Source organism: Streptomyces lydicus, from assembly GCF_004125265.1.
GTDB classification, from domain to species: domain Bacteria; phylum Actinomycetota; class Actinomycetes; order Streptomycetales; family Streptomycetaceae; genus Streptomyces; species Streptomyces lydicus_C.
Window position 1 is genome coordinate 8382795 of record NZ_RDTE01000003.1, and the last position, 25264, is coordinate 8408058.

Below are 25264 nucleotides of genomic sequence, written 5' to 3' on the forward strand. Positions count from 1 at the left end.
CACCCCGGCGGGTTCATGCCGGATGCGCAAGCCCGTCGAGCACCTTGCGCAACAGGGAACTCGACGTGTGCACGGTGTAGGGGAAATAGATCACATCGACTCCGACCGTCGCGAAATCCCGCTCGAGCTTGTCGCCCTTGGGTGTCCCCCGCCAGTCGTCGCCCTTGAAGAGGACGTCGAACCGCACCTGCTGCCAGGTCTCCAATTTGTCGGGCACCGTCTCGACGAACGCCGCGTCCACGAACCGGACACTGCGCACGATCTCCAGCCGCTCGGTGAGCGGAATAACCGGCGCCTTTCCCTTGGCCTGCATCGCCATTTCGTCCGACACCACACCGGCCACCAGATAGTCGCACTGGCTTTTGGCGTGCCGGAGAATATTCAGGTGCCCGACGTGGAAAAGGTCGTAGACCCCGGGCGCATAACCTACTCGGTGCGTCATTTACCCCCCACTTGATTACCCCCACGTGCCCTGCGGTCAGTTCCTGGCGGTCACATAGACCGGGCCGTTGCGTCCCGAGACATTGGTGCCGTCGGTGACCTCGATCGAGTAACGGTGCTGGGACCCGGGCTCCACGGTGTCCGTGAAGCTCATGTTGGGCCGGTTCCAGTAGCGCGAGTCCTGGCCCAGCGAGGTCAGGTACTCGCCGTCACGGTAGATCTTGTAGGTCAGGACGCCGTTGTCCCGGTCCCAGGATGCCTTCCAGTTCAGCGTGATCTTTCCGCGCGAGCCGCTGGAACCGCTGAGCAGCGGCACCTGCGGCGCCCCGGTGTCCGGGGCCGCGGCGAACCGGGTCAGGCCCTGCTGCGGTGCGTCGTTGACGGTGGTGAACTCGCCCCCCGCCCACAGGATCCCGTCCGCCATGGTCAGCGCCCGCGGGCCGATCTGCTCGCCGATGCCGTCGTTGGTGTCCGGGAACCACGGCAGGATCGTCTTGTCGGAGATCGACTGCGCCAGGAAGTGCTGGCGGTTGTTGATGTCCGTGAAGCCGCCCGGGGTGTTGGAGCAGTCGTGCGCGTGCGACCCGCTGTAGAGCACACCCTTGTACGGCAGCACCGCCTGGGTGGCGCCCAGGCAGGTGTCCTTCCACAGCTGCGAGCCGTCGGACAGCCGTCCGGCCGCGCGGCCGTCGAAGACCCCGCCACCGGTGCCCTCGGCACCCAGGTAGAAGTTGGTGCCGTCGTTGACGAGCGCCTTGACGGCCGACCGGCTGGGGATCCAGCCGGTGAAGGAGTCGACGACCTTGCCGGTGGTCGCGTCCAGTCCGGCCAGCGCGTGCACGCCGAACAGGCTCCCGTTCACCGAGGTGAACCGGCCGCCGATGATGATCTTGTTGAGCTTGGGGGCGACCGTGAGGGCGTTGACCGCCGGGGTGGGGTCGTTGCCGACCGAGGAACCCCGGATCGTCGCCTTGAACGGCAGCAGGGTGCTGTCGGGCCGCAGGGCGGCGACCCGCTCGCGGGACTGCCCCTGGACGGTGCCGAAGCCACCGCCGAGGTAGACGGCGTCGTCGGTGACGTCGATGGCCCGTACGGTCGAGCTGACCGTGGGCTTCCAATCCGCCCCGATCGTGCAGTCAGCGGTGTTGAGCGCGGCCGTGTTGGACCGCCCCACCGGGCCGGCCTTGCCGAACGAGCCGCCGATGTAGATCTTCGAGCCGTCGGGCGAGGCCTTCATGGCACGGATGGTGCCCGTGCCGCCGGTGAACGCCGGGGCGCACGGCAGCGGCTGGCCGGTCTTCGCGTCGAAGGCCGCGAAGTTCGTCCGGGCGACCTCATCGGTGCCCTGGGCCGCACCCGGCGGCCGAATGTGGCTGAAAGTGCCTCCTACGTACACGATGCCCTTGGCGTAGGCCATGGCCCACACGATGCCGTCGGTCTGCCAGGTGCTCAGCGGATCGGCGGTCAGTGTGGATTCGCCGGTGGCCTGAGCGGGAGCGGCGGTCAGTGCCGTGGACGCGGTACCCAGTACCGCGGCCGCGAGCACGAGATGGATGGTTCTGCTTCTTTGGCGCACAGGTCCCCCCTGGAAGCATGGCGCGATGGGAATTGTCGGGGGAGGAGGCGGGAACGAGACGATTTCTGTGCGGAAATGAGCCCGGTGTTCACCGCGAGTTTTCCGAACCACGCTTGCGTAGCGCACCGAAGAACTCCCCTACCCCCAGCGGCAAACGATAGCGCCAGATGGCGGCCCCGAAAGCCCCAATCGACAAAACAATTCCCAAGAACGCGCCAGGAACGCTGTCGCCGAGAAATGTCCGCATGGCGAACACCGGGATCGCCACCGCCACGACGCCGACCAGTGCGGCACCCGCATAGCCGCGGTCGACGGTGCGAAAGCCCAGCCGGTAGCGGACCAGCAACGCCGAGGCGCCGTTGTCCACCACGATCGCCAGAGCCCAGGAGACCGCCGCCCCCAGCACCCCGTACCGCGGAACCAGCCATACGGTGCTGCCCAGTTGGACCACGAACGCGGACCCGGCGACAGCCAGATTCCAGACACTCCGCCCGGCCATCAGGATGACCGTCTGCGCATTGCCCAAGCCGACGTTCACCAGACAGGCGGCCGCCAGCACCACCAGGCCCGGCGCCCCGTCGGAGAAGCCGGGCCCGAAGAGCGAGAGCACGGTCCGCGGGTAGGCGGCGAGGACCAGGAACACGGGCCAGGAGAAGAGCGCGATCCAGCGCGTCGACAGCCGGTGCAGATGGTGCGCGCCGGGTGCGTCGCCGCCCGCGAGCAGCTTGCTGATCTGCGGGGCCACCGCCAGCCGGATCGCCAGTTGGAGCAGCGTCCCCGCGGTGACCAGCCGCCCGATCGCGGTGTAGACGCCGGCCTCGGCGGCGGTGCCCAGCGCCGACAGCAGGATCACCCCGGTCCACACCGCGGTGATGTCGAACACCGACGAGACGGCCCGCGGACCGGCGAACGCCCAGAACTCCCGTGTCTGCGGCGGAGGCCGGCCGGTGCCCGGATGCGTACGGCGGGACCTGCGCAGCGAGAGGCAGGCCGTCACCGCACCCAGCACCCCCGGCACCAGCCAGGCCGCGGAGAGCGCGCCCACACTCGGCGTGAGGAGGACCAGCGGCACCGCGAGGAGGACCCGCAGCGCCGGTTTGCCGATCTGCTCGACGCCCACGAACGGGACCACCGAGCCGTACCCCCGGGTGGCCCCGAGCAGTACCAGCGCCACCGTCGTCACCGGCAGGAACACCGCGAACAGCCGGATCAGCGAGGCGGCCTCGCCCGGTGCCAGATCGGGCAGCAGCAGGCCGGCCAGCCCGGGGGAGAACAGCAGCGCCGCCGCCCCCGCGGTGCTCGCCAGCAGCGTCGGCAGCACCGAGATGCGCAGCAGCCCCGGCACCCCGCCCCCGCCGCTGAGTTCGAGGTCCCGGGAGACAAAGCGGACCAGGGCGGTATCGGCCCCCAGCTTGAGCGTATTGCTCAGGATGGTGAAGGCCGCGACGCCCGTGAAGACCGCGCCGGCCCCGCGGGCCCCGAGCCCATGGGTGACCACGGCGACGAGGACGAAGCCGAACAGCGCGTTCGCCGCCGAGCCCGCCAGGCCGAAGAGACTGCCGCGGGCGGTCGTGGCGACCCCGCGCCCGCCTCCCTCGGCCGGACCGGGAGCCGTCGGCGCGGGCCGGCCGGAGCCCGCCGGACGGATGGCCGTCACCTGCGCAGCGAGGTGGTGTCGGTGTCCAGGGGCCCTCTGGTCACCGGCGCGGGGCCGGCGGCGGGCGGCGGCGGGCCGGGCAGCTGCGGCGGCGGTGCCACGGCGGCGCGGCCGCGGCTCCGGCCGTGCTTGCGGTGGGTGGGCCCGCCGTCCGTCAGCCGGCGCAGCGACGGCCCGTGGCTGCCCTTGTCCAGGACGGCGCCCAGGATGTGCCCGCCGGCCGTGGTGATCAGCTCCCACACCCGGTCCAGATCGTCCCGGCGCACCTCGTTCATATCGCACACCACCACGACGCCCGCGGCCTGCTTGGCGACGGCCAGCCCGTCCGCATGCGAGAGCAGCGGCCCCGTGATGACCACGACGTTCTCGTTCGGCCCGGACGGAGTGTCGAGCAGCCGGGCGAACTGCGGAGAGGACAGCGTGCGCGCCGGGTTGGGGACCTCCCGGCCGGGCAGCAGATCGAACCGCCCGTCGACGCCCGCGTCCACGGCGAGCCGTTCGCCGTCCGCCCAGCTGCCCGGCACCGGACGGCCGTGGCCGGGGTGCACCGGCAGCCGCTGGGCGAGCCGGGGGGTGCGCAGATCGGCCTCGACCAGCAGGATGTCGTTGCCGATCTCGGCGAACGCACCGGCCAGGTTGACCGCGACCGACACGGCGTCCGCGTTCTCCCGGGGGGCGACGATCAGCAGACTGCCCCGCCCGGCGAACCGCTGGTCGTGCACCAGCCGGAAGGCGATGGTGCGGTAGGCCTCCGCGCGGTTGCCGCGGCCGCTCCGGCCGACCTCCAGCAGCTCCGTTCCCCCCTGCCGGCGCGGCAGGATGCCGAGCACCGGCGCCCGCAGGTTGTCCTGCACATCCGCCACCGACCGGACCCGCGGTTCCAGCACCGAGCGGACCCAGGCCGCCAGGATGCCCAGCACCAGCCCGATCACGGCGCCCGCCAGCAGCAGTACGACGAGACCGGGACTGGACGGGAAGGCGGGCGGATCACCCTTGCGGACGATGTCGCCGGGCGTGGTGTCGAGGGACTTCAGACTGGAGATCCGGCCCTGCAGATCCGCTATCTCCGAGACCAGGTTGCTGCGCTCGGACTCATCGGTGGCCCGGCCCGAACCGCTCGCCCCCGCGATCCGCCGGTCCAGCACCTTGCGCTGCTCCTGAAGCGGCTTCAGTTCCTCGCCGAGCTTGCTGACGGTCTTGTCGATCCGCTGGGTCGCGGCGTCCTGACGGTAGTCGAGGTACGCATGCACAAAGGCGTTGACCAGCGCCGACGCCCGGTCGGCGGTGTCCGCGCTGTACTCGAACATCAGGGTCTGGGTCTCGGGCGGATTGCTCACCCGCAGATCGCGCTGGAGCGTGGCCGGGTCGGTGTCCAGCTTGAGGGCCTTGGCCGCACCGGCCGCGACCGACGCGCTCTGGGCGATCTGCCGCTCGGTGCCCATGCTGATCTGCTTGTCCACCGAGACACCGCCGGCCTCGAAGGGCGCCGTGCTGATCGCATGCACCACCACCTCACCCGTCGCCGTGTACGTCGAGCCGCCCAGCAGGGACACGGCGGCGCCGCCGAGCATGCCCAGCACCAGCCCGAGTACCAGCAAAGCGCGATAGCGGAGGAGCTGGCGCAGCTGGTCGCGGATCTGGTCCGGCTCCTCCGCGGGCTCGTCGAAGACGCTCACGTACGTGCTCCTCCTGTGGGTTGAGGTGAGGTGACCCGGTGCGCCGGGGATGCCGGTGCGCACACGGACTCCTGCGCGGCCGGCGGCAGAGTCCGCCGTCCCGCCTTACGGGTGATCAGTAGGGGGATGCACACCAGCAGCGCCAGCGGGCCCACGATGGCCATCAGACTGCCGCGCAGCAGCACCAGCTGGTAGAAGCCGAAGGCGGGCACCAGCAGCGCCGCGACGGTGCCCCGGCGCCGCCGCAGCCGGTGCCGGAGGAGGTCGATGCGCCGCCCCACCGCGCCGACCAGACCGAAGACCGCGATGACCGAAGGGAAACCGGCCCACATATAGGTCTCGACCCACAGCGGCGCGGACAGATTGGTGAAGGTGTAGCCCGCGTGCCGGGCGAGCAGGATGCCCGCGTCGTCGGGCTTGCCGGACCATACGGCGCGCGGCACGAAGAACAGCGGCGGGCCCAGCGCCGCCGTCGGGGTGAAGCCATGGGTGCGGACGTAATCCACACCCGTCTCGATCTGCTGGAACGCGTCATAGTCGCCGTTGCCGGTGAACTGCTCGGCGAGCGAGACCACATGGACCGGTTCCCGCTTGTCGTAGCGGAAGTAGTCGCTGTACGGGAAGACCACCAGCACCACCGCCGCCACGGCCGCCGCACCGAAGCGGAAGGCGCGCGGCCCCCGCAGCCAGGACGCGCTGAAGACCAGCGCCAGCAGCACCGTGCCGGCCCAGAAACGCGGCTGGCTGATGGGGTTGTTGACCACGACGTTCACCGCGATCAGCAGCGGCAGCAGCAGCCACCGTAATCCGCGCAGCGTCCGGTCCCCCTCGGAGAACCGCGGTACGTGCACCAGCGCCACCAGCGCCCAGAACGCCGGTACCGACAGCGCCCAGGCCGCCATGGCGCGGTCCGCCGAACCGGCCGGTTCCGCCGCTGCCGCCGCCTCGTTGGCCGCCTGCCGGCTCAGGAAGAACGCCGATAACCCGCCCTGACCGGGGATGAGCACGACGGCCAGCAACAGTGCCAGGCCGCACAGCAGCAGCACCCGCACCGGTGACAGCCGTCGGGCCAGGAGCGGTTCGAGGACCACGGAGGAGCGCGCCGACCGCCAGGACGCCAGCGCCGAGCCCGCGCTGTAGGCCAGAAGTCCCGTCTCCACCACGGCCGTTGTCACGAAGGCGGTGTTCGCGTCGACCATGAACCCCCGCGGATACGCATCCGTCGCGAGCATGGCCAGCGGCGCGAGGCCCAGCCAGACGTACGCGAAGAGCCAGAAACCGAAGGCGACCACCCTGGCCCGGACATCCGTCAGCACCCGGGCCAGCGCCCCACCGGTGTGCAGCACCACCACGCACTGCACGGCGAGCGCGGCGCCGAAGCGGGCGTCCGTCGACTGCAGGATCAGCACCGGCAGCAGCACCACCAGCAGCAGCGCCCAGCAGCACAGCGCGGCGATGCCGCGCACCGGTGCCTCGGCACCCGGACGCTTCCCGTACGTCATCGACCCACCTCCCCCCAACTCCCCACCAGCGATCACAATCTAAGGGACATCGGGAAAACAAGGTCGCCTTCGGGACACAATCGCAACCCAATTCACAGCCCGCGGGCCCCGGCGGGCTCCTACGATGACCGCACATCCTGAGGGGGGCCAGTCTTGGAAGACTCGTTTGCGGGCCGGTGCGTGCTGGTGGTCTCGACCAACTACGCGCCCGAACACACCGGCATAGGGCCGTACTCGACACAGATAGCCGAGCATATGGCCGCATCCGGCGCCGACACCCATGTCCTCGCGGGCATGCCGCACTACCCGGCCTGGCGGGTGGCGGAGGGGTACCGCGGCCGGTGGCGGATACGGGAGCGCCGCGGCGGGGTCACGGTGCACCGCCGGCGCCACACCGTACCGCCGCGCCAGACCGCCCTGCGCCGCGCGCTGTTCGAGGCCAGCATCCTGGCGCACGGCGCCGTGGCACCACCGCGTATCCGTCCCGACGTGGTGCTCACCCAGATGCCCAGTCTGGCCGGGGGAGTGCTGGGCGGGCGCCTCGCGCGGCGGGCGGGGGTGCCCCATGTCGTCATCGTCCAGGACCTGATGGGGGCCGCCGCCGAACAGAGCGGTATCCAGGGCGGTGGCCGGGCCGCCGCCCTCGCCGGAGCGGTGGAGGCCAGGGTCCTGCGGGGGGCGGCCGTCGTCGGGGTGGTGCACGAGTCGTTCGTGGACCGGGTCACGGCGATGGGCGTGCCGCGCGCCCGGGTGCAGGTGGTGCCCAACTGGACGCATGTGGAGGGCCCGAGCGGCGACCGGGAACGGACCCGGGCCCGGCTGGGCTGGTCCGAGAAGGAGACCGTGGTGCTGCACGCCGGCAACATGGGCCTCAAGCAGGGACTGGAGGTACTGGTCGAGGCCGCCCGGCTCGCCGACCAGGAAGCCGCGCCGGTACGGATCGTGCTGATGGGCGACGGCAACCAGCGCGCGCACCTGCAGCGGCTCGCCGCGGGCGTCTCCTCGCTGTCCTTCCTGCCACCCGCCGACACCGCGGAGTTCCCCGAGGTGCTGGCCGCCGCCGATGTGCTGGCGGTGACCCAGAAGGCCTCCGTGCTGGACATGAGCCTGCCGTCCAAGCTCACCTCGTACTTCATGACGGGCCGGCCGGTGATCGCGTCGGTGGCCGCCGAAGGGGGCACCGCCCAGGAGGTGCTGCGTGCGGGCGCCGGGTCGGTGATCGCACCGGAGGACCCGAAGGCGCTGCTGGCGGAGGTCCGGGCGCTCGCCGACGACCCTGCGCGGGCGGCCCGGCTCGGAGCCCGCGGTCCGGAGTACGTCGAGCAGCGGCTGAGCAGCCGGGCAGGGCTGGAGCGGATCATGGCGCTGCTGCGGACCGCGAAGGCCGGGCGGTAGCCGCGGGCGGCGGGGACGGTGTCCGTCCCCGCCGCCCCCGATCACCTGGCGCCGGGCCGGGCGAGCGAGCCGTACAGCTCCGCCAGCCGGTCGGCCACGGCCGCCAGCGAGAACTCCGCCTCGACGGCCTCCCGGCCCGCGCGGGTCACGCGCTCCCGCAACGGGGGGTCCTCCAGGAGTCGCAGCACCGCATCCGCCAGCTCTTCCGGCGAACCGTCGGTCACCAGAGCGGCCTCGCGCCGCTCAAGGGCCGGGGCGATACCGCAGCTGTCCGTACAGACCACCGGCGTGCCCACCGCCAAGGACTCCAGCACGCTCATCGGGAACGGTTCGTCGACGCTGGGCAGGACGTACACGGTGGCCCGTGCGGTCCGCCGCACGGCGGCGTCGTGATCGAGGGCCCCGCCGTACGTCACCACCTCGCCGAGTCCTTCCCCGGCGATCAGCCGCCGGACCTCCGCGAGCCGCCCCTCGTCCGAACCGTGCAGGGTGAAGGACACCTCGGGCCGCTTGCGGTGCACCAGCGCCGCCATCCGTACGAAGGCCTCGGGCCGTTTGCGGCTCTGCAGGCGGGCGAGGAACAGCACATCGGCCGCGCCCCGCTCCCCGTCGCCGGGCCGGGTACGCACTCCGTTGGGGAGCCTGACCAGGCGCGGGCCGCGCGGCCCCAGCACCTGCCGCAGCCCGGCCTCCTCCTCGTCGGTGAGCACCAGTGCCGCCGCCGACCGGCGCAGCAGCGGGACATACACCCGGTCGAAGAGCCGGGCCACCACCGAGCCGCGCGGCTGGACCATGCCGTGGGTCTGCACCACGAAGGGGCGGCGGCGCATCACGGCCACGACGAGCGCGGCCAGCGAGACCAGATCACGCCCGGCGTGCAGATGCAGCGCCTCGGACCGGCCGACGCTCCGCCAGAGCAGCGGCAGCAGCCCCGGGTGGAACAGGCCGAGGAACCCCTGCCCCGGCACCAGGGTGCGGGCCGGCCGGGCCCGGAGCGGTACTCCGTCCACGGACCGCGGGGGCGCGCCCCGTCCCCGCCACAGCGAGACCAGCTCCACCGCGTGGCCGCGCGAGGCCAGCTCGCCCAGCTGTCCGGTGGCCACGCTCACCGGGCCGCCGTACGCCCCGTCGTCGCTGACCAGGGTCACGACATGGGTGACCCTCATACCGCACCCCCGGTGGTGTGCACGGCCCCCGGAGGCACATCGCGGTGGGCCACCGCACCGGCGCCGACCACCGCGCCCGCCCCGACGGTGACACCGCGCAGCACCATGGCGCGGGCGGCCACCCAGGACCCCTCCGCCAGATGGATCGGCGCATTGTCGAACTCGAAGGTGGGCGAGCGCCGTTGATGGCTTCCGGTGCACAGCACGGCGCCCTGGGACACACAGACGTCACTGGCGATGCTGATCGGCTCCAGGTTGATCAGCCAGGAGTCCTCACCGAGCCAGACGTCGTCGCCGACCGTCAGTTTCCACGGCCACTGCACCCGCACCCGGTGCCGTATCAGCACCCGGTCGCCGACGCGGGCGCCGAAGGCCCGTAGCAGCCGGGGCCGCAGCCGCGGCGGGCACCACCACTTCATGAACACCAGGTTCAGCACGGCGAACCAGACGGCCTGGGTCAGCAGCCCCCGGCCCTTGTCATAACCGGCGCCGGTGAAACCCCGCAGCCGGCGGGCGGTGGCGGTGGCGCCAGCAGAGCGCGAGGTAGCAGAGGGAGACGTAGAGGTCATCGGTCCACCCGCACCCGGTGGCCGGAGAGCTCGTCCGCCAGCTGCCGCACGTCCGACTCGACCATGATCCGGGCGAGTTCGTCGAACTGCACCTTCGCCGACCAGTCCAGCAGACTCTTGGCCTTGGACGCGTCGCCGATGAGCGCGTCCACTTCGGAGGGGCGCTCGTACTTCGGGTCGAAGCGCACATAGCGCTCCCAGTCCAGCTCCACGGTGGCGAAGGCGGCCCGGAGGAAGTCGCGCACCGTCGCGGCCACACCGGTCGCCACCACGTAGTCGTCGGGCTCGTCCCGCTGGAGCATCAGCCACATGGCCTCCACGTACTCCGGGGCGTAGCCCCAGTCGCGGACGGCGTCGAGGTTGCCCAGGTAGAGGTGTTCCTGCAGTCCCGCCTGGATGCGGGCCACCGCGCGGGTTATCTTGCGGGTGACGAAGGTTTCGCCCCGCCGCGGGCTCTCGTGGTTGAAGAGAATGCCGTTCACGCCGAACAGCCCGTACGCCTCGCGGTAGTTGACCGTGGACCAGTACGCCATCACCTTGGCGCAGCCGTACGGGCTGCGCGGGTGGAAGGGCGTCGCCTCGTTCTGCGGCGGCGGGGTGGCGCCGAACATCTCCGAGGACGAGGCCTGGTAGAGCCGGGTCTGCACCCCGCTGGCGCGAATGGCCTCCAGCAGCCGCACGGCGCCCAGCCCGGTCACATCGCCGGTGTACAGCGGAGCGTCGAAGGACACCCGGACATGGGACTGGGCGCCGAGGTTGTAGACCTCGTCGGGCTGCACATCCCGCAGCAGGTTCACCAGCGCGACCCCGTCCGAGAGGTCGCAGTGGTGCAGCATCAGTCTGCGGTCCGGGGTGTGCGGGTCCTGGTAAATGTGGTCGATCCGCTCGGTGTTGAAGCTCGACGAGCGTCGCATCAGCCCGTGCACCTCATAGCCCTTGCCGAGCAGCAATTCGGCGAGATAAGAACCGTCCTGTCCGGTAATACCGGTGATAACCGCGGTTTTCGGCATGGCTTCCCCCCACGAGAAGTGATGTACATCGGGATCGGTCGATCGGATTCCCACGCGCCGGCGGACCGCGGGGCGTGGACGCTACCCGCTCCGTGGTCGGTGGTCGAGAGCGGAGTGCAACAGATATTTCCTGAAATAGCCGGTGGACGTATCGGGGTGACTGACACAATCCGCCCCATGGATGACTTGCTGCCCACACCCGCCCGTGTCTTCGTCGCGGGCCACCGAGGCCTGGTGGGATCCGCCGTGGCCCGGCGGCTGACCGACCGGGGCTATGACGTGGTGACCCGTACGCACGCGGAGCTCGACCTGCGTGACGCCGATGCCACCGCGGAGTTCCTGCGCGCCACCCGTCCCGATGCCGTCGTCCTGGCGGCCGCCAAAGTCGGCGGAATCATGGCCAACAGCACCTACCCCGTGCAGTTCCTGGAGGACAACCTCAGCATCCAGCTCAGCGTCATCGCCGGCGCGCACCACGCCGGGGTCCGCCGTCTGCTGTTCCTCGGATCGAGCTGTATCTACCCCAAGCACGCCGCGCAGCCGATCACCGAAGACGCCCTGCTCAGCGGGCCGTTGGAGCCCACCAACGAGGCGTATGCGATAGCCAAGATCGCCGGACTGGTCCAGATCCGCTCCTACCGCCGGCAGTACGGAGCCTCCTTCATCTCCGCCATGCCGACGAACCTCTACGGACCCGGCGACAACTTCGACCTGGAGACCTCGCACGTCCTGCCCGCGCTCATCCGCCGCTTCCACGAGGCGAAGGAGAAGGGGCAGGCGGAACTCACCCTCTGGGGTACCGGCACCCCGCTGCGCGAGTTCCTGCACGTCGACGACCTGGCCGCGGCCTGCGAGGTGCTGCTGCGCCGCTATGACGGCGAGGACACCGTCAATGTCGGCTGCGGCGAGGACCTGACCATCGCCGACCTCGCCTCCTGCGTCGCCTCCGTGGTGGGCTACGAGGGACGGATCACCTTCGACCCGTCCCGCCCCGACGGCACCCCGCGCAAGCTGCTCGACATCAGCAGGATGCGTGCACTGGGCTGGTCGCCCACCATCCCGCTGGCCGAGGGCATCGCCGGCACCTACCGGGCGTGGCAGGAGGAGGCGGCCCGGGTGTGAGCGGGCCCGTCCCCCGGTGTGCGGCCGGCGCCCGCCCCTCGGCGGGGCGCCGGCCGCACACCGGAGCCCTGTGTCCCTAGTAGGCACCGCGCCCGTCCACCACGGCGCGCACGGTCCGGACCAGCACACCGATGTCCCGGCCGTAGGACCAGTTGTCCACATAGCTCAGATCCAGTGCGACGGTCTCGTCCCAGGAGAGGTCGGACCGCCCGCTGACCTGCCACAGACCGGTGAGCCCCGGCTTGACGGACAACCGGCGGATCTCGGTCCCGTCGTACCGCTCGACCTCCTCGGGAAGCGGCGGCCGCGGGCCGACCAGGGACATATGGCCGGTCAGGACGTTGAACAACTGGGGCAGTTCGTCCAGCGAGAAGCGCCGCAGCAGACGGCCCACCCGGGTCACCCGGGGGTCCCGCCGGATCTTGAACATCGCCCCGTCGTGCTCGTTCGACCGCTCCAGCGCGCCCCGCATCCGGTCGGCGGCGACCACCATCGTGCGGAACTTCCACATCCGGAACGGCATCAGATCCCGGCCGATCCGGATCTGCCAGTAGAACACCGGGCCCGCGGTGGTGAGCCTTATGGCCGCGGCCACGGCGGCGAAGACGGGGGAGAGCAGTACGAGCAGCAGCAGGGCACCCAACCGGTCGGTGACCTGCTTCAGTAACACCGGCAGCCCCCGCCGGCCCGCCGGGTCGATGTGCATCACCGTCAGGCCCGCCGCCTTGGCGAGCCGGACCCGGTGCTGTGACACATCGATGAGTCCCGGAAGTATGGCCAGATTCCGCCCCCCGTCGTGCAGCGCCCAGGCCAGTCGGCGCACCCGAGCCGCGGAGAGCTGACGCCCCGGCGCCACGAAGACGAGGTCGGCATCGAGCTGCGCGGCGCACCTGAGGACGGTCTCCCCGTCCGGCGCCCCCTCGGGTGCCTCCCCGTCGTAGGCGAGCCGGGCGGCGACGGGCAGCGCCGAGTCAGTGGCTTCCTCGCCCACGAGACAGCTGCCGACGACGACATATTCGTGGTCGGTACGGTGCGCCAGCTCCGCGAGCACCACATCGACGGCGCCCGCCTCCCCGACCACCAGCACGCGTCGCAGCGCCTGCGCGCGACGGCGCATGGCCAGCAGATAGCGGTGGACGAGCCGGCGCCGGACCAGGCTCAGTCCCAGGCAGGGCAGCAGTGCGAGCACACAGACCGCGAGGTCGACCTCGATCCGTGCCCCGACACAGATGACCGCCAGCACGCCCAGCATGGTCAGCCAGTCCCGCACGACCGGCAGCACCGTGTTGCTGTTGCTCAACTCCTCCCGGGTGTAACGATTCTTCGCTGTGCCGACGGCCAGCCACGACAGTCCGGCCAGCACCGCCGTGAGCCACGGCTGCGGCTGCCGTGTCACGGCACAGAGCATGCCGACCGGCACCAGGGCGCCCAAGGCGTCCACGGCCCACGCCAGCCGCACCAGCCGGCGTTCCCTCGGTTTGTGCCTGTCTGACTCGCTGCGCTGCGGCGCGCGATCCATCTTGGCTGTTCCGGCAGGTGATTCGATCACCCGAGACCCGGCAGCTTCGAACAACCCCATGGCCCCCCACTTGGTCGTCCCCTCATTCCGGCGCGGCTGGAGCCCCCCGGCCATACAACCGCCTCCGTGTCGGACGTGACGCTAGAGCACGATGCGCCCGACTGCTGTGGTTTACCTATTTTGAGTGTTCTTGTGTCCGATTGTTTACAAGCCAACGGTCGCGTGATCCGATTTCAGCCGTTGTTCCGGCACCCGCACCGGGCGGGCCGCGGGCCGCACCGCTCGTGCGCGGCCGCCGGACGATCCGGGGTGCGTCGCCTGCCACAAGCATGGGCGGCCGCTTCAGCAGTACACCAAGCCGGGGCTGCGCACCTCCACCACGGCGGAGGAACAAGTCATCGGTCCACGGCGCGTCCACCAGGCCGGCACCGCGCACGCAAGTGCCTTCACCGACAGGGCCCATCGCGTCGCCATCCCGGTGGGCGACAACGGTTTCCTGAGGGGAGCAAATCCGGTATGAACGAGCAAGCGGCACCTCGTCATCTCCTGATGCGGGCACGAGGAGATGACTCACCCCTGTTCACCTCGACCGCGGGATTGCATGCGGTTGCCCCGGACGACTTCACCCATGGCGTGCCGGTGGGCGATCCCGCCCTGGCCCTTTCCGAAAGCCTGGTGCACGGCCTTCTCTCCTGGAACGCCGCTCTTCCACCGGAAGGCCCCACCGCCAAGGTTGCGCTGCGCAAACACGTCAGGACCGGCCTCGGACTTGCTCAATCCCTGGCCCGGCACCTGGGGCCGGAATGGGTGGTGCGCTATGGGGACGCGCGGCACGGCACGGCGAAGTTCGTGTGCTGGGGGTGCTCACGCCTGCACTGGACTCTGGAGTCACATGGCACTCCACCGCATCCCCTGCACATGACCATGATGGCCGAGTATCACTGGGGGCCTCTCCGTGCGGAGGGGTTCGGTGACTTCATGCCGGATGACCCTGCGGCCGCCGTCGACCTGCCCGACGATCTGGTGGACGACCTGTACACCTGGGCCGGTGACTATGACGCCGAGATAAATCGCTATGTGGCGGAGCGCGACGAAGACCGGCACCACGCTCGATGTATCGCATTGGAGCGCACTGGCGAGGAGTTGGCTCATCGGGTCGCCCGTGCGTTGAAACCGGGGCGGACGGTGACATACGCCGGACTTGCCTGAGAGCCCTGATGCACTGACGGGGTGAACAGGCCGAGTACGTCGTTAGCATGCAGGCCATGAAAAGCGACCTTTTCTCCGCGGAGAACATGGCCACGCCTGCCACCGCGCCCGGAATGACTCAGCAGAACGCCAAGTCGATCAAGTACGTCCTGGACGGCGAGTGTTATGCGCGACAGGGCTCGATGATCGCCTACCGCGGTGATCTGCAATTCGAGAAGCAGGGGCAGGGCCTCGGCAAGTTCCTCAAACGGGCGGTCACCGGCGAGGGGCTGGCGCTGATGGCCGTACGGGGCCGCGGTGAGGTGTGGTTCGCGCACGAGGCCGCCAACTGCTTCGTCATCGACCTCACCCCCGGCGACGGCATCACCGTCAACGGCCGTAACGTGCTGTGCTTCGACCCGTCGCTCTCCTACGAGATCAAGGTCGTCAAGGGCGCCGGCATGGTCGGTGGCGGGCTCTTCAACTCGGTCTTCAGCGGGCAGGGCAAACTGGCGGTGATGTGCGAGGGCAATCCCCTCGTCATACCCGTGTCCCCGCAGTCCCCGGTCTTCGTCGACACCGACGCCGTGGTCGGCTGGAGCAGCAGCCTGCAGACCTCGCTGCACCGCTCGCAGAGCCTCGGGTCGATGCTCCGCGGCGGCTCCGGCGAGGCCGTCCAGCTCCGTCTCGACGGCGAGGGCTTCGTGATCGTACGGCCCAGTGAACTCCGCCCGGAGAAGGAAGCCGGCAACTGACCGCTGCGGGTCGGTCATCCCCGCGCCCGCTGACCCGGCAATGCAGATCAGGCCGGCACCGGGCAGCGGCAGATACCGGGCGGCGGCAGAGGCGACTTCGCCCGGCGCGTCGCCGGCTGGCATGATCGCGCCCATGGCTGAACGCGTGATCGCCGCCTGTGACGGCGCGTCGAAAGGAAACCCCGGGCCCGCGGGCTGGGCCTGGGTCATCGCCGACGGTGAGGGAACCGTCGTGCGGTGGGAGGCCGGGCCGCTGGGCACCGCAACGAACAATGTCGCCGAACTCACGGCCCTGGAACGCCTGCTGGCGGCCACCGAACCGGCCGTGCCCCTGGAGATCCGGATGGACTCCCAATACGCCATGAAGGCCGTCACCACCTGGCTGCCCGGCTGGAAGCGCAAGGGCTGGAAGACCGCCGCGGGCAAGCCCGTCGCCAACCAGGAACTCGTGATGCGCATCGATGCGCTGCTCACCGACCGCTCCGTGGAGTTCCGGTACGTACCGGCGCACCAGGTGGACGGCGATCCGCTCAACGACTTCGCCGACCGGGCCGCCAGCCAGGCAGCGGTCGTCCAGGAGGCCGCCGGCAGCGAGCTCGGCTCCCCGCAGCCACCGCCGTCCTCCCCGCCCGCCGGCCCGCGCCGGGGCGCCTCCGGTGCCACGGCAAAGACGGCGTCCTCGCCCAAGCGGCGAACGGCGAACACGACACGGACCCTCAACGCCAAGTTCCCCGGACGCTGCCGCTGCGGGCGCTCCTACGCGGCAGGCGAGCCCATCACCAAGAACCCGGACGGCTGGGGGCACCCCGCGTGCCGCTCGGGCGCCGGCAGCGGCGACTGAAAGTCCTCGGCAGCGCGCACCACCGACGTCCGTCCGTGAACCCGCGGCGTGGGCTTCCCGGGGAAGGTATGCCGTCCCCCGGGGAGTCCTGGCCGGTTCTGCGCTGCAGCTCGGCCCACCGACGCGAGGACGTGAAGGCTTGGCAGTCCGGTCACCCACGAGCCGCTGCGGCATCGGCCGCGTCACTCGCCCCGTGTCCTGAGTCTGACTTGCCGCCCTTGGGGCTCGCCACCGGTACGCCGAGCGGGCGGGCGATGCCCACCACGCCCTCGTCGAGGCGCTGGAGGTGGCGCAGCACGCGGAAGGTGACCGTGCCCGAACGCAGCGCCTCGGAACCGGCGGCATCGAGCATCGCCGCGATGCTCACCCCGGATTCCACCTCGCCCTCGGTGCTCTCCTCCAGCACGCGCGCGACGATGAGATCGATGTTCTGCCCGATCCGGCGGCCGGCTCGCTCCAGGCGCGGGTCGGCCGCGATGGTCTTGCTGTACGGCACGAGTTCCGCCGTCGCCGCCAGGGAACGGGCGTGGTAGGCGGCGGTCTCCAGCAGCGCGACCAGGTACCGGGCGGTCCGCCGCCGCACGCGCAGCGGGGTGATCGGATGGGTCAGGGGCTGGGTGGAGGCACGGAGATCGTCCAGCGCCGTGTCCAGATCGCGGGCCTTGCCCAGCAGGTCGACGGCCGGCCCGCCACTGAGCTGTTCCACCGCGGCGGAGACGACGTCCCGCAGCCGGACCAGCACCGTGCCCAGCTGCTCGTCCGTGCGGCGGTCGGTGTGGACCGGCAGCACCAGTACGGCGGCGATGATCCCGCACGCGGCGCCCAGCGCCGTCTCCTCGATGCGCAGCACCAGCACGGTCAGGCTGTAGGTGTTGAGCAGGGTGTAGAGCAGCCCGAGCATCGCGGTGACGAAGAAGGACATCAGCGCGTACGACAGCGGTGCGGTGAAGTACATCCCGAAGATGCAGAGCAGCACGAGGGCGAACGCGGGCCAGGGGTGGTCGCCGACCAGCCCGGCGAGCGCGACACCGGCGACCACGCCGAGGACCGTGCCCACCAGCCGGCGGTAGCCCTTGACCAGGATCTCGCCCGTGGACGCGGTGTTGAGGAAGACGACCCAGCAGGTCAGCACCGCCCAGTACCAGCGCTGGGTGGACAGGAACTCACCGCCGATGATGGCCAGCGTCGAGCCCACCGCGACCTGGCACGCGGCACGGGTGGTCGGCCTCCGGAGCCCGGTGCGGTCCTCCTCCGGCTCTTCGGCCTCCTCGGCCGCGACGATCGCCAGATTCTCGGCGTCGAACTCTTCACGTGAGCGCGTGGTGGCCGGGGTGTCGTCCGACTCGTCCTGCGGCCCGTCGAGCGCCAGCCGCAGACCCAGCACGGCCCGCGCGCTCTCACCGACCCCGCGGAACACGTCCTGGACGACGGACGAGGCGCGCGGCAGATTGTCCTCGTCGCGGTAGCCGAGCAGCCTGTTGCGTACATGGGCGAGCGCGGTGCCGCGGTCGTCGGCTGCGCGCCGGGCGACCAGCAGGAGCAGAGAGTTCAGATCCCGGCGCAGGGTGACGGTCGCCGCGTCCTCGGCCGGGGTACGGGTCGCCGTGGCCGGCACGGGGGCGTGCGGCAGATGCATGGTGAGGGTGTCCGCCCGCTCGGCGCTGCGGGCGTTGAGTATCAGCATGCCCAGCCGCTCGGCGGCGATCTCGGCGTCCGCGACGCGGCGTTGCACCAGTCCCGCCGCGGCGGCGCTCTGTGTGCCCTCCTCCAGGAGGCCCTGGATCATCAGGGCCGCTTCGTGCAGCCGGGCGGTGTGCCGCCGCAGGTCGTCGAGGACCTTGTCCAGTTCCTCGGGGCCGGCGTCCAGCAGCTCCATCTGGGTGGCCAGCAGCTGGGCGAGACGCGCCCGGAAGGCCTCACGCAGCCGGCCCAGGGTGCGCTGCGGTGTCTCCGGGACGACGGCGAACCGTACGACCGCGCTGCACGCGAGGGCGATGCCCAGGGTCAGATACAGCTCGGGGAGGGCGGGGACGGTGGCGTGGACGAACAGCGAGACGAAGTAGACCTGAAAGCCGATCAGACCGAGCGCGGTGCCGCGGTCGCCGAACCGCCGGGAGTAGACGGCACCGAAGATCAGGAGGACGAAGAACACGTCACCGGCGATGACCAGGTTGTGCAGCAGCGCCGCCAGCGACATGGCGGCCAGCGCGACGGGCAGGCCCAGCGCCAGTGTGATCGCCTGGCCGCGCACCTCCTTCTCCCTGATCGCGAAGGTGGCGACCATGGCGGCCATGGCACCCGCGACCATCAGGGTGACGCCGGTGCCGAGCAGGGCGAGGACGACGAGGGTGAGCACGATCGCCCCGACCGTCCGCAGCCCCGCCTTCAGCCGTAGCAGCCCTGGGTCGGATGCCGCGAAGCGGTCCCAGGTTCTCGTCCGAGCCCGCCGTATCGCTGCCCTCACGGTGCCGTACACTCCCACTTCTTGCCATGATCAGGGGTGCTCCAGCATCGCACGCCTGATCGGAAGGCTTTCATCCGCATCGCCTCCGGGCGTCGTCTCCGGCCGCAGCCGTGTGGCAGGTGCGGGTCTCGTACCCCGCGTACCCCGTACCCCGCGAACTCCCCTCCCGGGCTTCGCGAGCCACCTCCTCGCGAGCTTCCCCTCACGATCTCCCCGCCCCGGGCGCTCCTCCGCCTTCCCGGCGCCGCCGTCCGGTTTTCCGGGTGTTAGCCAGGCGTTAGCCGATCACCAGTGGCGGCACCCAGGGTGGGTCGCGAACGAACCAGCACGCACCGGCCGGTCCGGTGGCCGGCTCTCCCGTGCGAGTCGTCGCGGGGGTCGGGGAGGGCCGTGCGGGCCGGACGGCGGGTGTGACACACCGAGGTTTCTCCGGGTTCCGGGGAAAAGGGAGTTGATGACTGATGACCATCCGTGGTCTGCGTACCGCCGCCACCGTCACGGCCGCTGTCGCCCTTGCTGTGGGAGCGGGCGCCGGTTCGGCTTCCGCGGCCGGTGCGGCAGGATCCGGCGCGGCCGGCTCGTGCCAGCCGGGGACGCTGAAGGTCACGACCACCAGCGCGGGTTCGAGCCAGGTCGGAATGAATCACGAGGGCACCTACCTCAAGGTGACCAACACCGGCACCAGCGCGTGCGCGATAGGCGGCTACCCGGGGCTGGCGCTGGAAGGGGCCGGTCACACGGCCCTGAAGACCACCGCGCATCACGGTGACACCTACTTCGCCAAGGACCCGGGCGCGCACGGGGTCACCCTGAAGCCGGGCAAGAGCGCCTTCGCCGACCTGGTCTGGACGCACGCCGGCCCGTCCGTGCAGGCCAAGTACCTGCAGGTGTCCCCGACGGGCAGCAACTCGCACGGCGTCGTGGCGTTCGACAAGGCCGTCGACGGCGGGAAGCTGTCCGTGACGGCCTGGTCGGCGACGCCGCCCAGCGCTTCCTGACCGCTTGTGGCACCCCGGAGGCCCGACGCACCGCGCGTCGGGCCTCCGGCATGCCGCGCCGGGTCAGCTCCGGGCGCCGGCCAGAAGCGCGCGGTACCAGTCGACGGTGGCGTCGAGGGTGGCACCCAGCGGCGTCGGGTGGACGCCGAAGGTCCGCGTGAAGGCCGCGGAGTCCATGACCTGCGGCTCGGTGTGCTGGTAGAACATCTCCGCGTACTCGTCCATGAAGGCCGCGTCGAACGGCCCGAAGGGGCGGGGCTCGGGAAGGACCACGCGCCGCAGCGGGCGGCCCACCCGCTCCTCGATCATCGAGTGGATCTCGCGGGTGGTGGCGGCAGGCGCGGTGGGCAGATGCCAGACCCTGCCGTCGCCTTCCGGGTGCTCGCCGAGGGTGGCGAGGCCGGCCGCCACATCGCGGATGTCCGTGTAGCTGTGCGGCAGGTCGATATCGCCCATACCGAGGACTTCCCCTCCGGTCAGCGCGCCGGGGAAGACCGCTCCGCCGAGCGTGGAGTTGAGCACGCCGGGGCCGACGAAGTCCGCCGCCCGCCCGAGGGCGACCCGGGCCCGGCCCGCCTGGTGGGCGGCGAGATAGCGCTCGTCCAGCTCGGCCCGCATCCGCCCCTTGCGACTGGTCGCCCGCCACGGAGTGTCCTCCGTCATGACCTCGCCGTGCGTCGGGCCGTACGGGTACAGCGTGTCCAGGACGACCAGGCGGGCGCCCGTGGTCTCGACGGCGGCCAGCACCGCGCGCTGGACCTGCGGCATCACCTCGATCTGGCGGTGATAGTCGACATTCACGCAGTGGTAGACGACGGCGGCGCCCTCGACGGCGGCCAGCGCCCCCTCGGGCGTGCTCACATCGGCGGCGTATCGCTCGATGCCCTCGGCGGCGTTCTCCGGTGCCGAGCGGCTGACCAGGCGTACGGCGTGACCGCGGCGGACGAGTTCGCCGGCGAGCGCGGTACCGGCGGGCCCGGCGCCCAGCACTGCATGGAGGGGGTGTTCTGCGGCAGACATGGCGATTCCTTCTCTAGGGCCGGTGGCCGGATGGCGGGTGGCCGGTGGTTGGTGGCTGAGGGGCGTGGTGCTGGTGACCGTGGAGTCAGAAGGCGGGAGAATTGGCGCTTTGCCGTCTCGCTTCTGTTAGAGACTATAACGCTAGCGATGCGTCATCGCAATGGAGGTGCGGCCGGGCCCGGCAAGGGCGCAGGCGCGCACCCCGCACGGCCGCCGGTGACGGCCGTATCGCAGCGTCGGCCGCGGCCCGGGCCCGGGGGCGAGGTGCGCCCGGCCCGATAGAGCGACCAGTCACTCGTTCAGAGGTGCCTTCAAGCCCGTGGCCCGAGCGCCGGGTCGGAGAAGGTAGGAGCGCGAGACCGTCCCCGTACACCGGCCACCGGTGTGCCTGCCGTCGCCCGCCCGCCTGGAGGCGCGAGGCACAGCCCCGACCGCACCGGCACCTTCCCGGGCGCCCCGGGCTGCCGCTGAACGGACGCGCGGTGCCGGTCCGCGCCGGCCTGCGAGCCGGGCGGCACCGGGCCTGTGGCCTTCGCCGGCACCGCCCACCCACTGAAGGAGTCACCCGTGCCGACCCGTACCGAGCTGATCACCAGCACCTCCACCGAGACCTGCTCTGACCGCGGCGCCGTACAGCGGGGCCTGATGCCCGGTCAGGGCCCGGAGGCCGCCGTCACCGGCCCCGGCGTCATCACCCCGCCCGCCAACGGCGCCCGGTCCGCCTGAAGGCAGCGGTTCTTCCGACGAGGGCAGTTCAGCCGAAGGGGACAGCGCATGAGAACCGTCAAGGGGCCCACCGACCACGTCGTGGTGGTCGGTGCCGGCCTCTCCGGGCTGTCCGCCACGCTGCATCTGCTCGGCGCCGGCCGGCGGGTGACGGTCGTCGAGCGCGAGGCGCTGCCCGGCGGCCGGGCCGGCCGGATCGAGAGCCACGGCTACCGCATCGACACCGGGCCGACCGTGCTGACCATGCCGGACCTCATCGACGAGGCGTTCGCGGCGGTCGGCGAACGGCTCACCGACCGGATGGAACTGCGGGCCCTGCACCCGGCGTACCGCGCCCGGTTCGCCGACGGCAGCGAACTGGACGTGCACACGGACCCGCAGGCCATGGAGGCCGAGGTCGAACGGTTCGCCGGCCCCGCGGCGGCCCACGGCTACCGGCGGCTGCGGCACTGGCTCCAGCAGCTGTACGCGGTCCAGCGGCACCGCTTCATCGACGCCAACTTCGACTCACCACTGCAGCTGCTGCACCCGGACCTGATCCGCCTCGCCGTGCTCGGCGGCTTCGGCCGGCTCGACGACCGCATCGGCCGCTTCCTGCCGGACCCGCGGCTGCGCCGGGTCTTCTCCTTCCAGGCGCTGTACGCCGGCGTGCCGCCGGCGCGCGCCCTGGCCGCCTATGCCGTCATCGCCTATATGGACACGGTGGGCGGGGTGTACTTCCCCCGCGGCGGGATGCACGCGCTGCCCCGCGCCATGGCGGACGCGGCCGCCGACGCCGGTGCCGCATTCCGCTACGGCCATCCGGTCACGCGGCTGGAACGCGGCGGTGACCGGATCACGGCCGTGGTGACCGCGCACGAGCGCATCCCCTGCGACGCGGTGGTCCTCACCCCCGACCTCCCGCTCGTCCACCGGCTGCTCGGCCGGCGCCCCCGCCGCCCGCTCCGCCTGCGTCACGCGCCCTCCGCGGTGGTCCTGCACGCCGGCACCGACCGGACCTGGCCGCGGCTGGCACACCACACGCTCTCCTTCGGCACCGCGTGGGAGCGGACCTTCGACGAACTCACCCGCACCGGCCGGCTGATGAGCGACCCCTCGCTGCTGCTCAGTCGCCCCACCGCCACCGACCCCCAACTCGCCCCGCCAGGCCGCCACTTGCACTACATCCTGGCGCCCTGCCCCAACACCGAGACCGGCCCCGGCGCCGGGGACTGGCACGACCTGGCGCCCCGGTACCGCGACAGCCTGCTCGCCGTACTGGAGCGCCGGGGACTCACCGGCATCGGTGCCGCCACCGAGGTGCACCACCTGGTCACCCCCGCCGACTGGGCAGCGCAGGGGCTCGCCGCCGGAACACCGTTCTCCGCCGCCCACACCCTGGCGCAGACCGGCCCCTTCCGCCCCCGCAACCTGGTGCGCGGCACCGAGAACGCCGTGCTGGCGGGCTGCGGCACCACCCCGGGCGTCGGCGTGCCCACCGTCCTGATCTCCGGCAAGCTCGCCGCGGCCCGGATCACCGGCCGCCGGCCCGCCCGTTCCCCCGCAGGCACGCCCCGCCCCACCCCGAGAGGCCTCCCGGCATGACCGCTCGCGAGCTGGACGCCGCAGGCATCACCGACCCCCTCCTGCGCGACGCCTACGCCCACTGCCGCCGGCTCAACGCCCGGCACGGCAAGACCTACTTCCTCGCCACCCGGCTGCTGCCGGTGGAACGACGGTCTGCCGTCCACGCCCTGTACGGCTTCGCCCGCCGGGCAGACGACCTCGTCGACGAACCCGGAGCGGGCCGCTCCACCGCCGACTGCGCGCGGGCGCTCGACGCCCTCCAGCGCTGCCTGGAGGAGGCCCTGCGCGGGGGAGAGACCGCGGAACCGGTGGTGCGTGCGGTGGCGCACACCGCGGCCGTGTACGGCATCGACCACCGGCACTTCACGGACTTCATGGCGTCGATGCGCAGCGATCTGACCGTGACGGACTACCCGACGTACGAGGACCTGCGGCGCTATGTGCACGGCTCGGCCGCCGTGATGGGGCTTCAGATGCTGCCGGTGCTCGGCACTGTCGTGCCGCAGGAGGAAGCCGCTCCGCACGCCGCCGCCCTGGGCGTCGCCTTCCAGCTCACCAACTTCCTGCGCGACGTCGGCGAAGACCTCGACCGGGGCCGGATCTATCTGCCCGCCGACCTGCTCGCGGCGCACGGCGTCGACCGCGCACTGCTGCGGTGGAGCAGGGACACCGGCCACCGCGATCCACGGATCACCGCCGCCATGACGGCGGCCGCCGAGCTCACCCGCGGCGTCTACCGCGAGGCGGAACCCGGCCTCGCCCTGCTCGACCCGGTGTCGCGCCCGTGCATCCGCACCGCGTTCGTCCTCTACCGCGCCATCCTCGATGCCGTGCGCGACGAGGGGTACGCCGTGCTGCACCGCCGCGCGGTGGTCTCCCGCGGACGCCGCGCGGCCACCGCGTCCGCCGGTCTGGCCCGGGTCGCCGCCGCCCGCATCGCCGCCCGCCGCCCCGCCGTGCGACGTGCCGGGGTGCCACACCGCCCGCAGGAGGAGACCTCATGACCCGACAGGCCCGCCGGCCCCCGCGGCTCCCGCTCCGGCTGCGGCCGAGGCCCGTGCCGTGGGATGCGCAGCGTCCGACCTGGCGCGACGCGCACCCCGCGCGTATCGCCGACGCCGTCAAGGCCGCCCTCGCCCGCCCGTCCGGCAACTGGTTCGTCCTCGGCGCGAGCGGCGGCATCGGCGCCCACCGGGCCTTCGGCCGCACCGTCGCCGGTGTCGAGGTCGTCGCCTGGCGCGACGTGGGCGGCCGGCTGATGGCCGGGCCAGGGGCCTGTCCGCACCTCGGTGCGCCGCTGGACCGGAGCCCCGTGCACTGTGGCATCCTGCGCTGCCGCTGGCACGGACTCGCCCTGGACGGTGCCCCGTTCGCGGGCTGGGAGCCGTTCCCCGCGTACGACGACGGGCTGCTGGCCTGGGTGCGTCTCGACGAGGCCGGCGGGGAGCGGCCGCTGCCCGAGCCGGTCCTGCCCGCCCGGCCACGGACGGCGGGTGCCGTCACCGCGGTGCACACCGTCACCGGCCGGTGCGATCCCGAGGATGTGATCGCCAACCGCCTCGACCCGTGGCACGGGGCATGGCTCCACCCCTACTCCTTCGTCGACCTCACCGTGGCCGGCGCCCCCTCGGACGGTGGCGGGGAGAAGGCGGACGGCATCGCCGTCGAGGTCTCCTTCAAGGTCGCTGGACGGGCGGTGGTGCCGGTCACGGCCCTGTTCACCGCGCCCGCGCCGCGCACGGTGGTGATGCGGATCGTGGCCGGCGAGGGCCGGGGCTCCGTGGTGGAGACCCATGCCACCCCGCTGGGCCCGGACGACCGGGGGCGGCCGCGCACCGCGGTCACCGAGGCGATCGTCGCCACCTCCTCTCGCCCCGGCTTCGCCCTCGCACGTGCGGCCGCGCCCGCCCTGCGCCCGCTGCTGCGCGCCGGCTCGCGACGGCTGTGGCGGGACGACCTGGCCTACGCCGAGCGCCGCTGGGAACTGCGCAGCAGCGGACGCTTCCCGGGCTGACACCGGCCGGCGGCCCCGGGGCCTGCCTTCGAAGTCCCTTCTGCCTCAACGGGCTTGGA

The 25264-nt window shown here is 71.8% G+C and carries 21 protein-coding genes; 10 read left to right on the forward strand and 11 right to left on the reverse strand.

Annotated features, from left to right (window positions below; genetic code table 11):
- Positions 1 to 13: 13 nt before the first annotated feature.
- The 5 genes from D9V36_RS39520 to D9V36_RS39540 all read right to left on the reverse strand — a co-directional run bounded on the left by D9V36_RS39520 (position 14) and on the right by D9V36_RS39540 (position 6852).
- Entirely contained in the window at positions 14 to 442 is a 429-nt protein-coding gene (locus tag D9V36_RS39520; RefSeq protein ID WP_129297996.1) for an adenylyltransferase/cytidyltransferase family protein, read from the reverse strand.
- 36 nt (positions 443 to 478) lie between these two features.
- Positions 479 to 1987 (reverse strand): fibronectin type III domain-containing protein, encoded by a 1509-nt coding sequence (locus D9V36_RS39525; RefSeq protein ID WP_129297997.1) that lies wholly within the window; start codon positions 1985 to 1987, stop codon positions 479 to 481.
- Positions 1988 to 2105: 118 nt separating this feature from the next.
- Positions 2106 to 3674, reverse strand: a complete 1569-nt coding sequence (locus D9V36_RS39530) for an oligosaccharide flippase family protein (RefSeq protein WP_129297998.1) — start codon at positions 3672 to 3674, stop codon at positions 2106 to 2108.
- Complete coding sequence (locus tag D9V36_RS39535; protein WP_129297999.1) at positions 3671 to 5350, reverse strand: polysaccharide biosynthesis tyrosine autokinase; 1680 nt, start codon at positions 5348 to 5350, stop codon at positions 3671 to 3673. Before D9V36_RS39535 ends, D9V36_RS39530 begins: the two co-directional genes overlap by 4 nt.
- Entirely contained in the window at positions 5347 to 6852 is a 1506-nt protein-coding gene (locus tag D9V36_RS39540; protein ID WP_129298000.1) for a hypothetical protein, read from the reverse strand. Before D9V36_RS39540 ends, D9V36_RS39535 begins: the two co-directional genes overlap by 4 nt.
- 186 nt (positions 6853 to 7038) lie before the next feature.
- Here D9V36_RS39540 and D9V36_RS39545 point away from each other — a divergent pair, with 186 nt between their 5' ends.
- Positions 7039 to 8247 carry a glycosyltransferase gene (locus D9V36_RS39545; protein WP_129299012.1) on the forward strand — a complete coding sequence of 403 codons (1209 nt, stop codon included), beginning with the start codon at positions 7039 to 7041 and terminating at the stop codon, positions 8245 to 8247.
- A gap of 41 nt (positions 8248 to 8288) precedes the next feature.
- On the opposite strand, the gene D9V36_RS39550 is transcribed toward D9V36_RS39545, so the two are convergent.
- Genes D9V36_RS39550 through gmd form a run of 3 tightly spaced genes read right to left on the reverse strand, consistent with a single transcriptional unit; the run spans position 8289 to position 10992 of the window.
- A complete protein-coding gene (locus tag D9V36_RS39550) occupies positions 8289 to 9413 on the reverse strand; it encodes a glycosyltransferase (RefSeq protein ID WP_241721231.1) in 1125 nt (374 codons plus the stop codon).
- Positions 9410 to 9982 carry a putative colanic acid biosynthesis acetyltransferase gene (locus tag D9V36_RS39555; RefSeq protein WP_129298001.1) on the reverse strand — a complete coding sequence of 191 codons (573 nt, stop codon included), beginning with the start codon at positions 9980 to 9982 and terminating at the stop codon, positions 9410 to 9412. Before D9V36_RS39555 ends, D9V36_RS39550 begins: the two co-directional genes overlap by 4 nt.
- Positions 9979 to 10992: a GDP-mannose 4,6-dehydratase gene (gene gmd, locus D9V36_RS39560; protein ID WP_129298002.1), complete on the reverse strand. Its 1014-nt coding sequence runs from the start codon at positions 10990 to 10992 to the stop codon at positions 9979 to 9981. The genes D9V36_RS39555 and gmd overlap by 4 nt, the downstream gene beginning before the upstream one ends.
- A gap of 177 nt (positions 10993 to 11169) precedes the next feature.
- Between gmd and D9V36_RS39565 the strand changes: the two genes are divergently transcribed.
- Positions 11170 to 12114: a GDP-L-fucose synthase family protein gene (locus D9V36_RS39565; protein ID WP_129298003.1), complete on the forward strand. Its 945-nt coding sequence runs from the start codon at positions 11170 to 11172 to the stop codon at positions 12112 to 12114.
- Between the two features lie 76 nt (positions 12115 to 12190).
- On the opposite strand, the gene D9V36_RS39570 is transcribed toward D9V36_RS39565, so the two are convergent.
- Positions 12191 to 13522, reverse strand: a complete 1332-nt coding sequence (locus D9V36_RS39570) for a sugar transferase (protein ID WP_241721399.1) — start codon at positions 13520 to 13522, stop codon at positions 12191 to 12193.
- Between the two features lie 627 nt (positions 13523 to 14149).
- Here D9V36_RS39570 and D9V36_RS39575 point away from each other — a divergent pair.
- The 3 genes from D9V36_RS39575 to D9V36_RS39585 all read left to right on the forward strand — a co-directional run bounded on the left by D9V36_RS39575 (position 14150) and on the right by D9V36_RS39585 (position 16417).
- Entirely contained in the window at positions 14150 to 14842 is a 693-nt protein-coding gene (locus tag D9V36_RS39575; protein WP_129298005.1) for a hypothetical protein, read from the forward strand.
- 56 nt (positions 14843 to 14898) lie between these two features.
- On the forward strand, positions 14899 to 15576 hold the full coding sequence (locus tag D9V36_RS39580; RefSeq protein ID WP_129298006.1) for an AIM24 family protein: 678 nt from the start codon (positions 14899 to 14901) through the stop codon (positions 15574 to 15576).
- A gap of 121 nt (positions 15577 to 15697) precedes the next feature.
- A complete protein-coding gene (locus tag D9V36_RS39585; protein ID WP_129298007.1) occupies positions 15698 to 16417 on the forward strand; it encodes a ribonuclease H family protein in 720 nt (239 codons plus the stop codon).
- Positions 16418 to 16568: 151 nt separating this feature from the next.
- Here the strand turns inward: D9V36_RS39585 and D9V36_RS39590 are convergent, their stop codons facing one another.
- A complete protein-coding gene (locus tag D9V36_RS39590; RefSeq protein WP_241721232.1) occupies positions 16569 to 18881 on the reverse strand; it encodes an FUSC family protein in 2313 nt (770 codons plus the stop codon).
- Between the two features lie 461 nt (positions 18882 to 19342).
- On the opposite strand from D9V36_RS39590, the gene D9V36_RS39595 reads away from it, so the two are divergent.
- Positions 19343 to 19879: a DUF4232 domain-containing protein gene (locus D9V36_RS39595; protein ID WP_129298009.1), complete on the forward strand. Its 537-nt coding sequence runs from the start codon at positions 19343 to 19345 to the stop codon at positions 19877 to 19879.
- Between the two features lie 63 nt (positions 19880 to 19942).
- On the opposite strand, the gene D9V36_RS39600 is transcribed toward D9V36_RS39595, so the two are convergent.
- On the reverse strand, positions 19943 to 20899 hold the full coding sequence (locus tag D9V36_RS39600) for an NAD-dependent epimerase/dehydratase family protein (RefSeq protein WP_129298010.1): 957 nt from the start codon (positions 20897 to 20899) through the stop codon (positions 19943 to 19945).
- 567 nt (positions 20900 to 21466) lie between these two features.
- Between D9V36_RS39600 and D9V36_RS41290 the strand changes: the two genes are divergently transcribed.
- Genes D9V36_RS41290 through D9V36_RS39615 form a run of 4 tightly spaced genes read left to right on the forward strand, consistent with a single transcriptional unit; the run spans position 21467 to position 25205 of the window.
- Positions 21467 to 21625: a hypothetical protein gene (locus tag D9V36_RS41290; protein ID WP_164993121.1), complete on the forward strand. Its 159-nt coding sequence runs from the start codon at positions 21467 to 21469 to the stop codon at positions 21623 to 21625.
- Between the two features lie 48 nt (positions 21626 to 21673).
- Positions 21674 to 23209, forward strand: coding sequence for a phytoene desaturase family protein (crtI, locus tag D9V36_RS39605; RefSeq protein ID WP_129298011.1), 1536 nt, complete (start codon positions 21674 to 21676; stop codon positions 23207 to 23209).
- The gene (locus D9V36_RS39610) at positions 23206 to 24195 is read left to right on the forward strand and encodes a phytoene/squalene synthase family protein (RefSeq protein ID WP_129298012.1); all 990 of its coding nucleotides are present in this window, start codon (positions 23206 to 23208) and stop codon (positions 24193 to 24195) included. The genes crtI and D9V36_RS39610 overlap by 4 nt, the downstream gene beginning before the upstream one ends.
- Positions 24192 to 25205 carry a DUF5914 domain-containing protein gene (locus tag D9V36_RS39615; RefSeq protein WP_129298013.1) on the forward strand — a complete coding sequence of 338 codons (1014 nt, stop codon included), beginning with the start codon at positions 24192 to 24194 and terminating at the stop codon, positions 25203 to 25205. Before D9V36_RS39610 ends, D9V36_RS39615 begins: the two co-directional genes overlap by 4 nt.
- The last annotated feature ends 59 nt before the right edge of the window (positions 25206 to 25264 follow it).

Coding starts and splice junctions, on each gene's coding strand:
- D9V36_RS39520 (WP_129297996.1), bottom strand. CDS start 442: ATGACGCACCGAGTAGGTTATGCGCCCGGGGTCTACGACCTTTTCCAC.
- D9V36_RS39540 (WP_129298000.1), bottom strand. CDS start 6,852: ATGACGTACGGGAAGCGTCCGGGTGCCGAGGCACCGGTGCGCGGCATC.
- D9V36_RS39550 (WP_241721231.1), bottom strand. CDS start 9,413: ATGAGGGTCACCCATGTCGTGACCCTGGTCAGCGACGACGGGGCGTAC.
- D9V36_RS39555 (WP_129298001.1), bottom strand. CDS start 9,982: ATGACCTCTACGTCTCCCTCTGCTACCTCGCGCTCTGCTGGCGCCACC.
- gmd (WP_129298002.1), bottom strand. CDS start 10,992: ATGCCGAAAACCGCGGTTATCACCGGTATTACCGGACAGGACGGTTCT.
- D9V36_RS39565 (WP_129298003.1), top strand. CDS start 11,170: ATGGATGACTTGCTGCCCACACCCGCCCGTGTCTTCGTCGCGGGCCAC.
- D9V36_RS39570 (WP_241721399.1), bottom strand. CDS start 13,522: ATGCTCTGTGCCGTGACACGGCAGCCGCAGCCGTGGCTCACGGCGGTG.
- D9V36_RS39575 (WP_129298005.1), top strand. CDS start 14,150: ATGAACGAGCAAGCGGCACCTCGTCATCTCCTGATGCGGGCACGAGGA.
- D9V36_RS39580 (WP_129298006.1), top strand. CDS start 14,899: ATGAAAAGCGACCTTTTCTCCGCGGAGAACATGGCCACGCCTGCCACC.
- D9V36_RS39585 (WP_129298007.1), top strand. CDS start 15,698: ATGATCGCGCCCATGGCTGAACGCGTGATCGCCGCCTGTGACGGCGCG.
- D9V36_RS39595 (WP_129298009.1), top strand. CDS start 19,343: ATGACCATCCGTGGTCTGCGTACCGCCGCCACCGTCACGGCCGCTGTC.
- D9V36_RS39600 (WP_129298010.1), bottom strand. CDS start 20,899: ATGTCTGCCGCAGAACACCCCCTCCATGCAGTGCTGGGCGCCGGGCCC.
- crtI (WP_129298011.1), top strand. CDS start 21,674: ATGAGAACCGTCAAGGGGCCCACCGACCACGTCGTGGTGGTCGGTGCC.
- D9V36_RS39610 (WP_129298012.1), top strand. CDS start 23,206: ATGACCGCTCGCGAGCTGGACGCCGCAGGCATCACCGACCCCCTCCTG.
- D9V36_RS39615 (WP_129298013.1), top strand. CDS start 24,192: ATGACCCGACAGGCCCGCCGGCCCCCGCGGCTCCCGCTCCGGCTGCGG.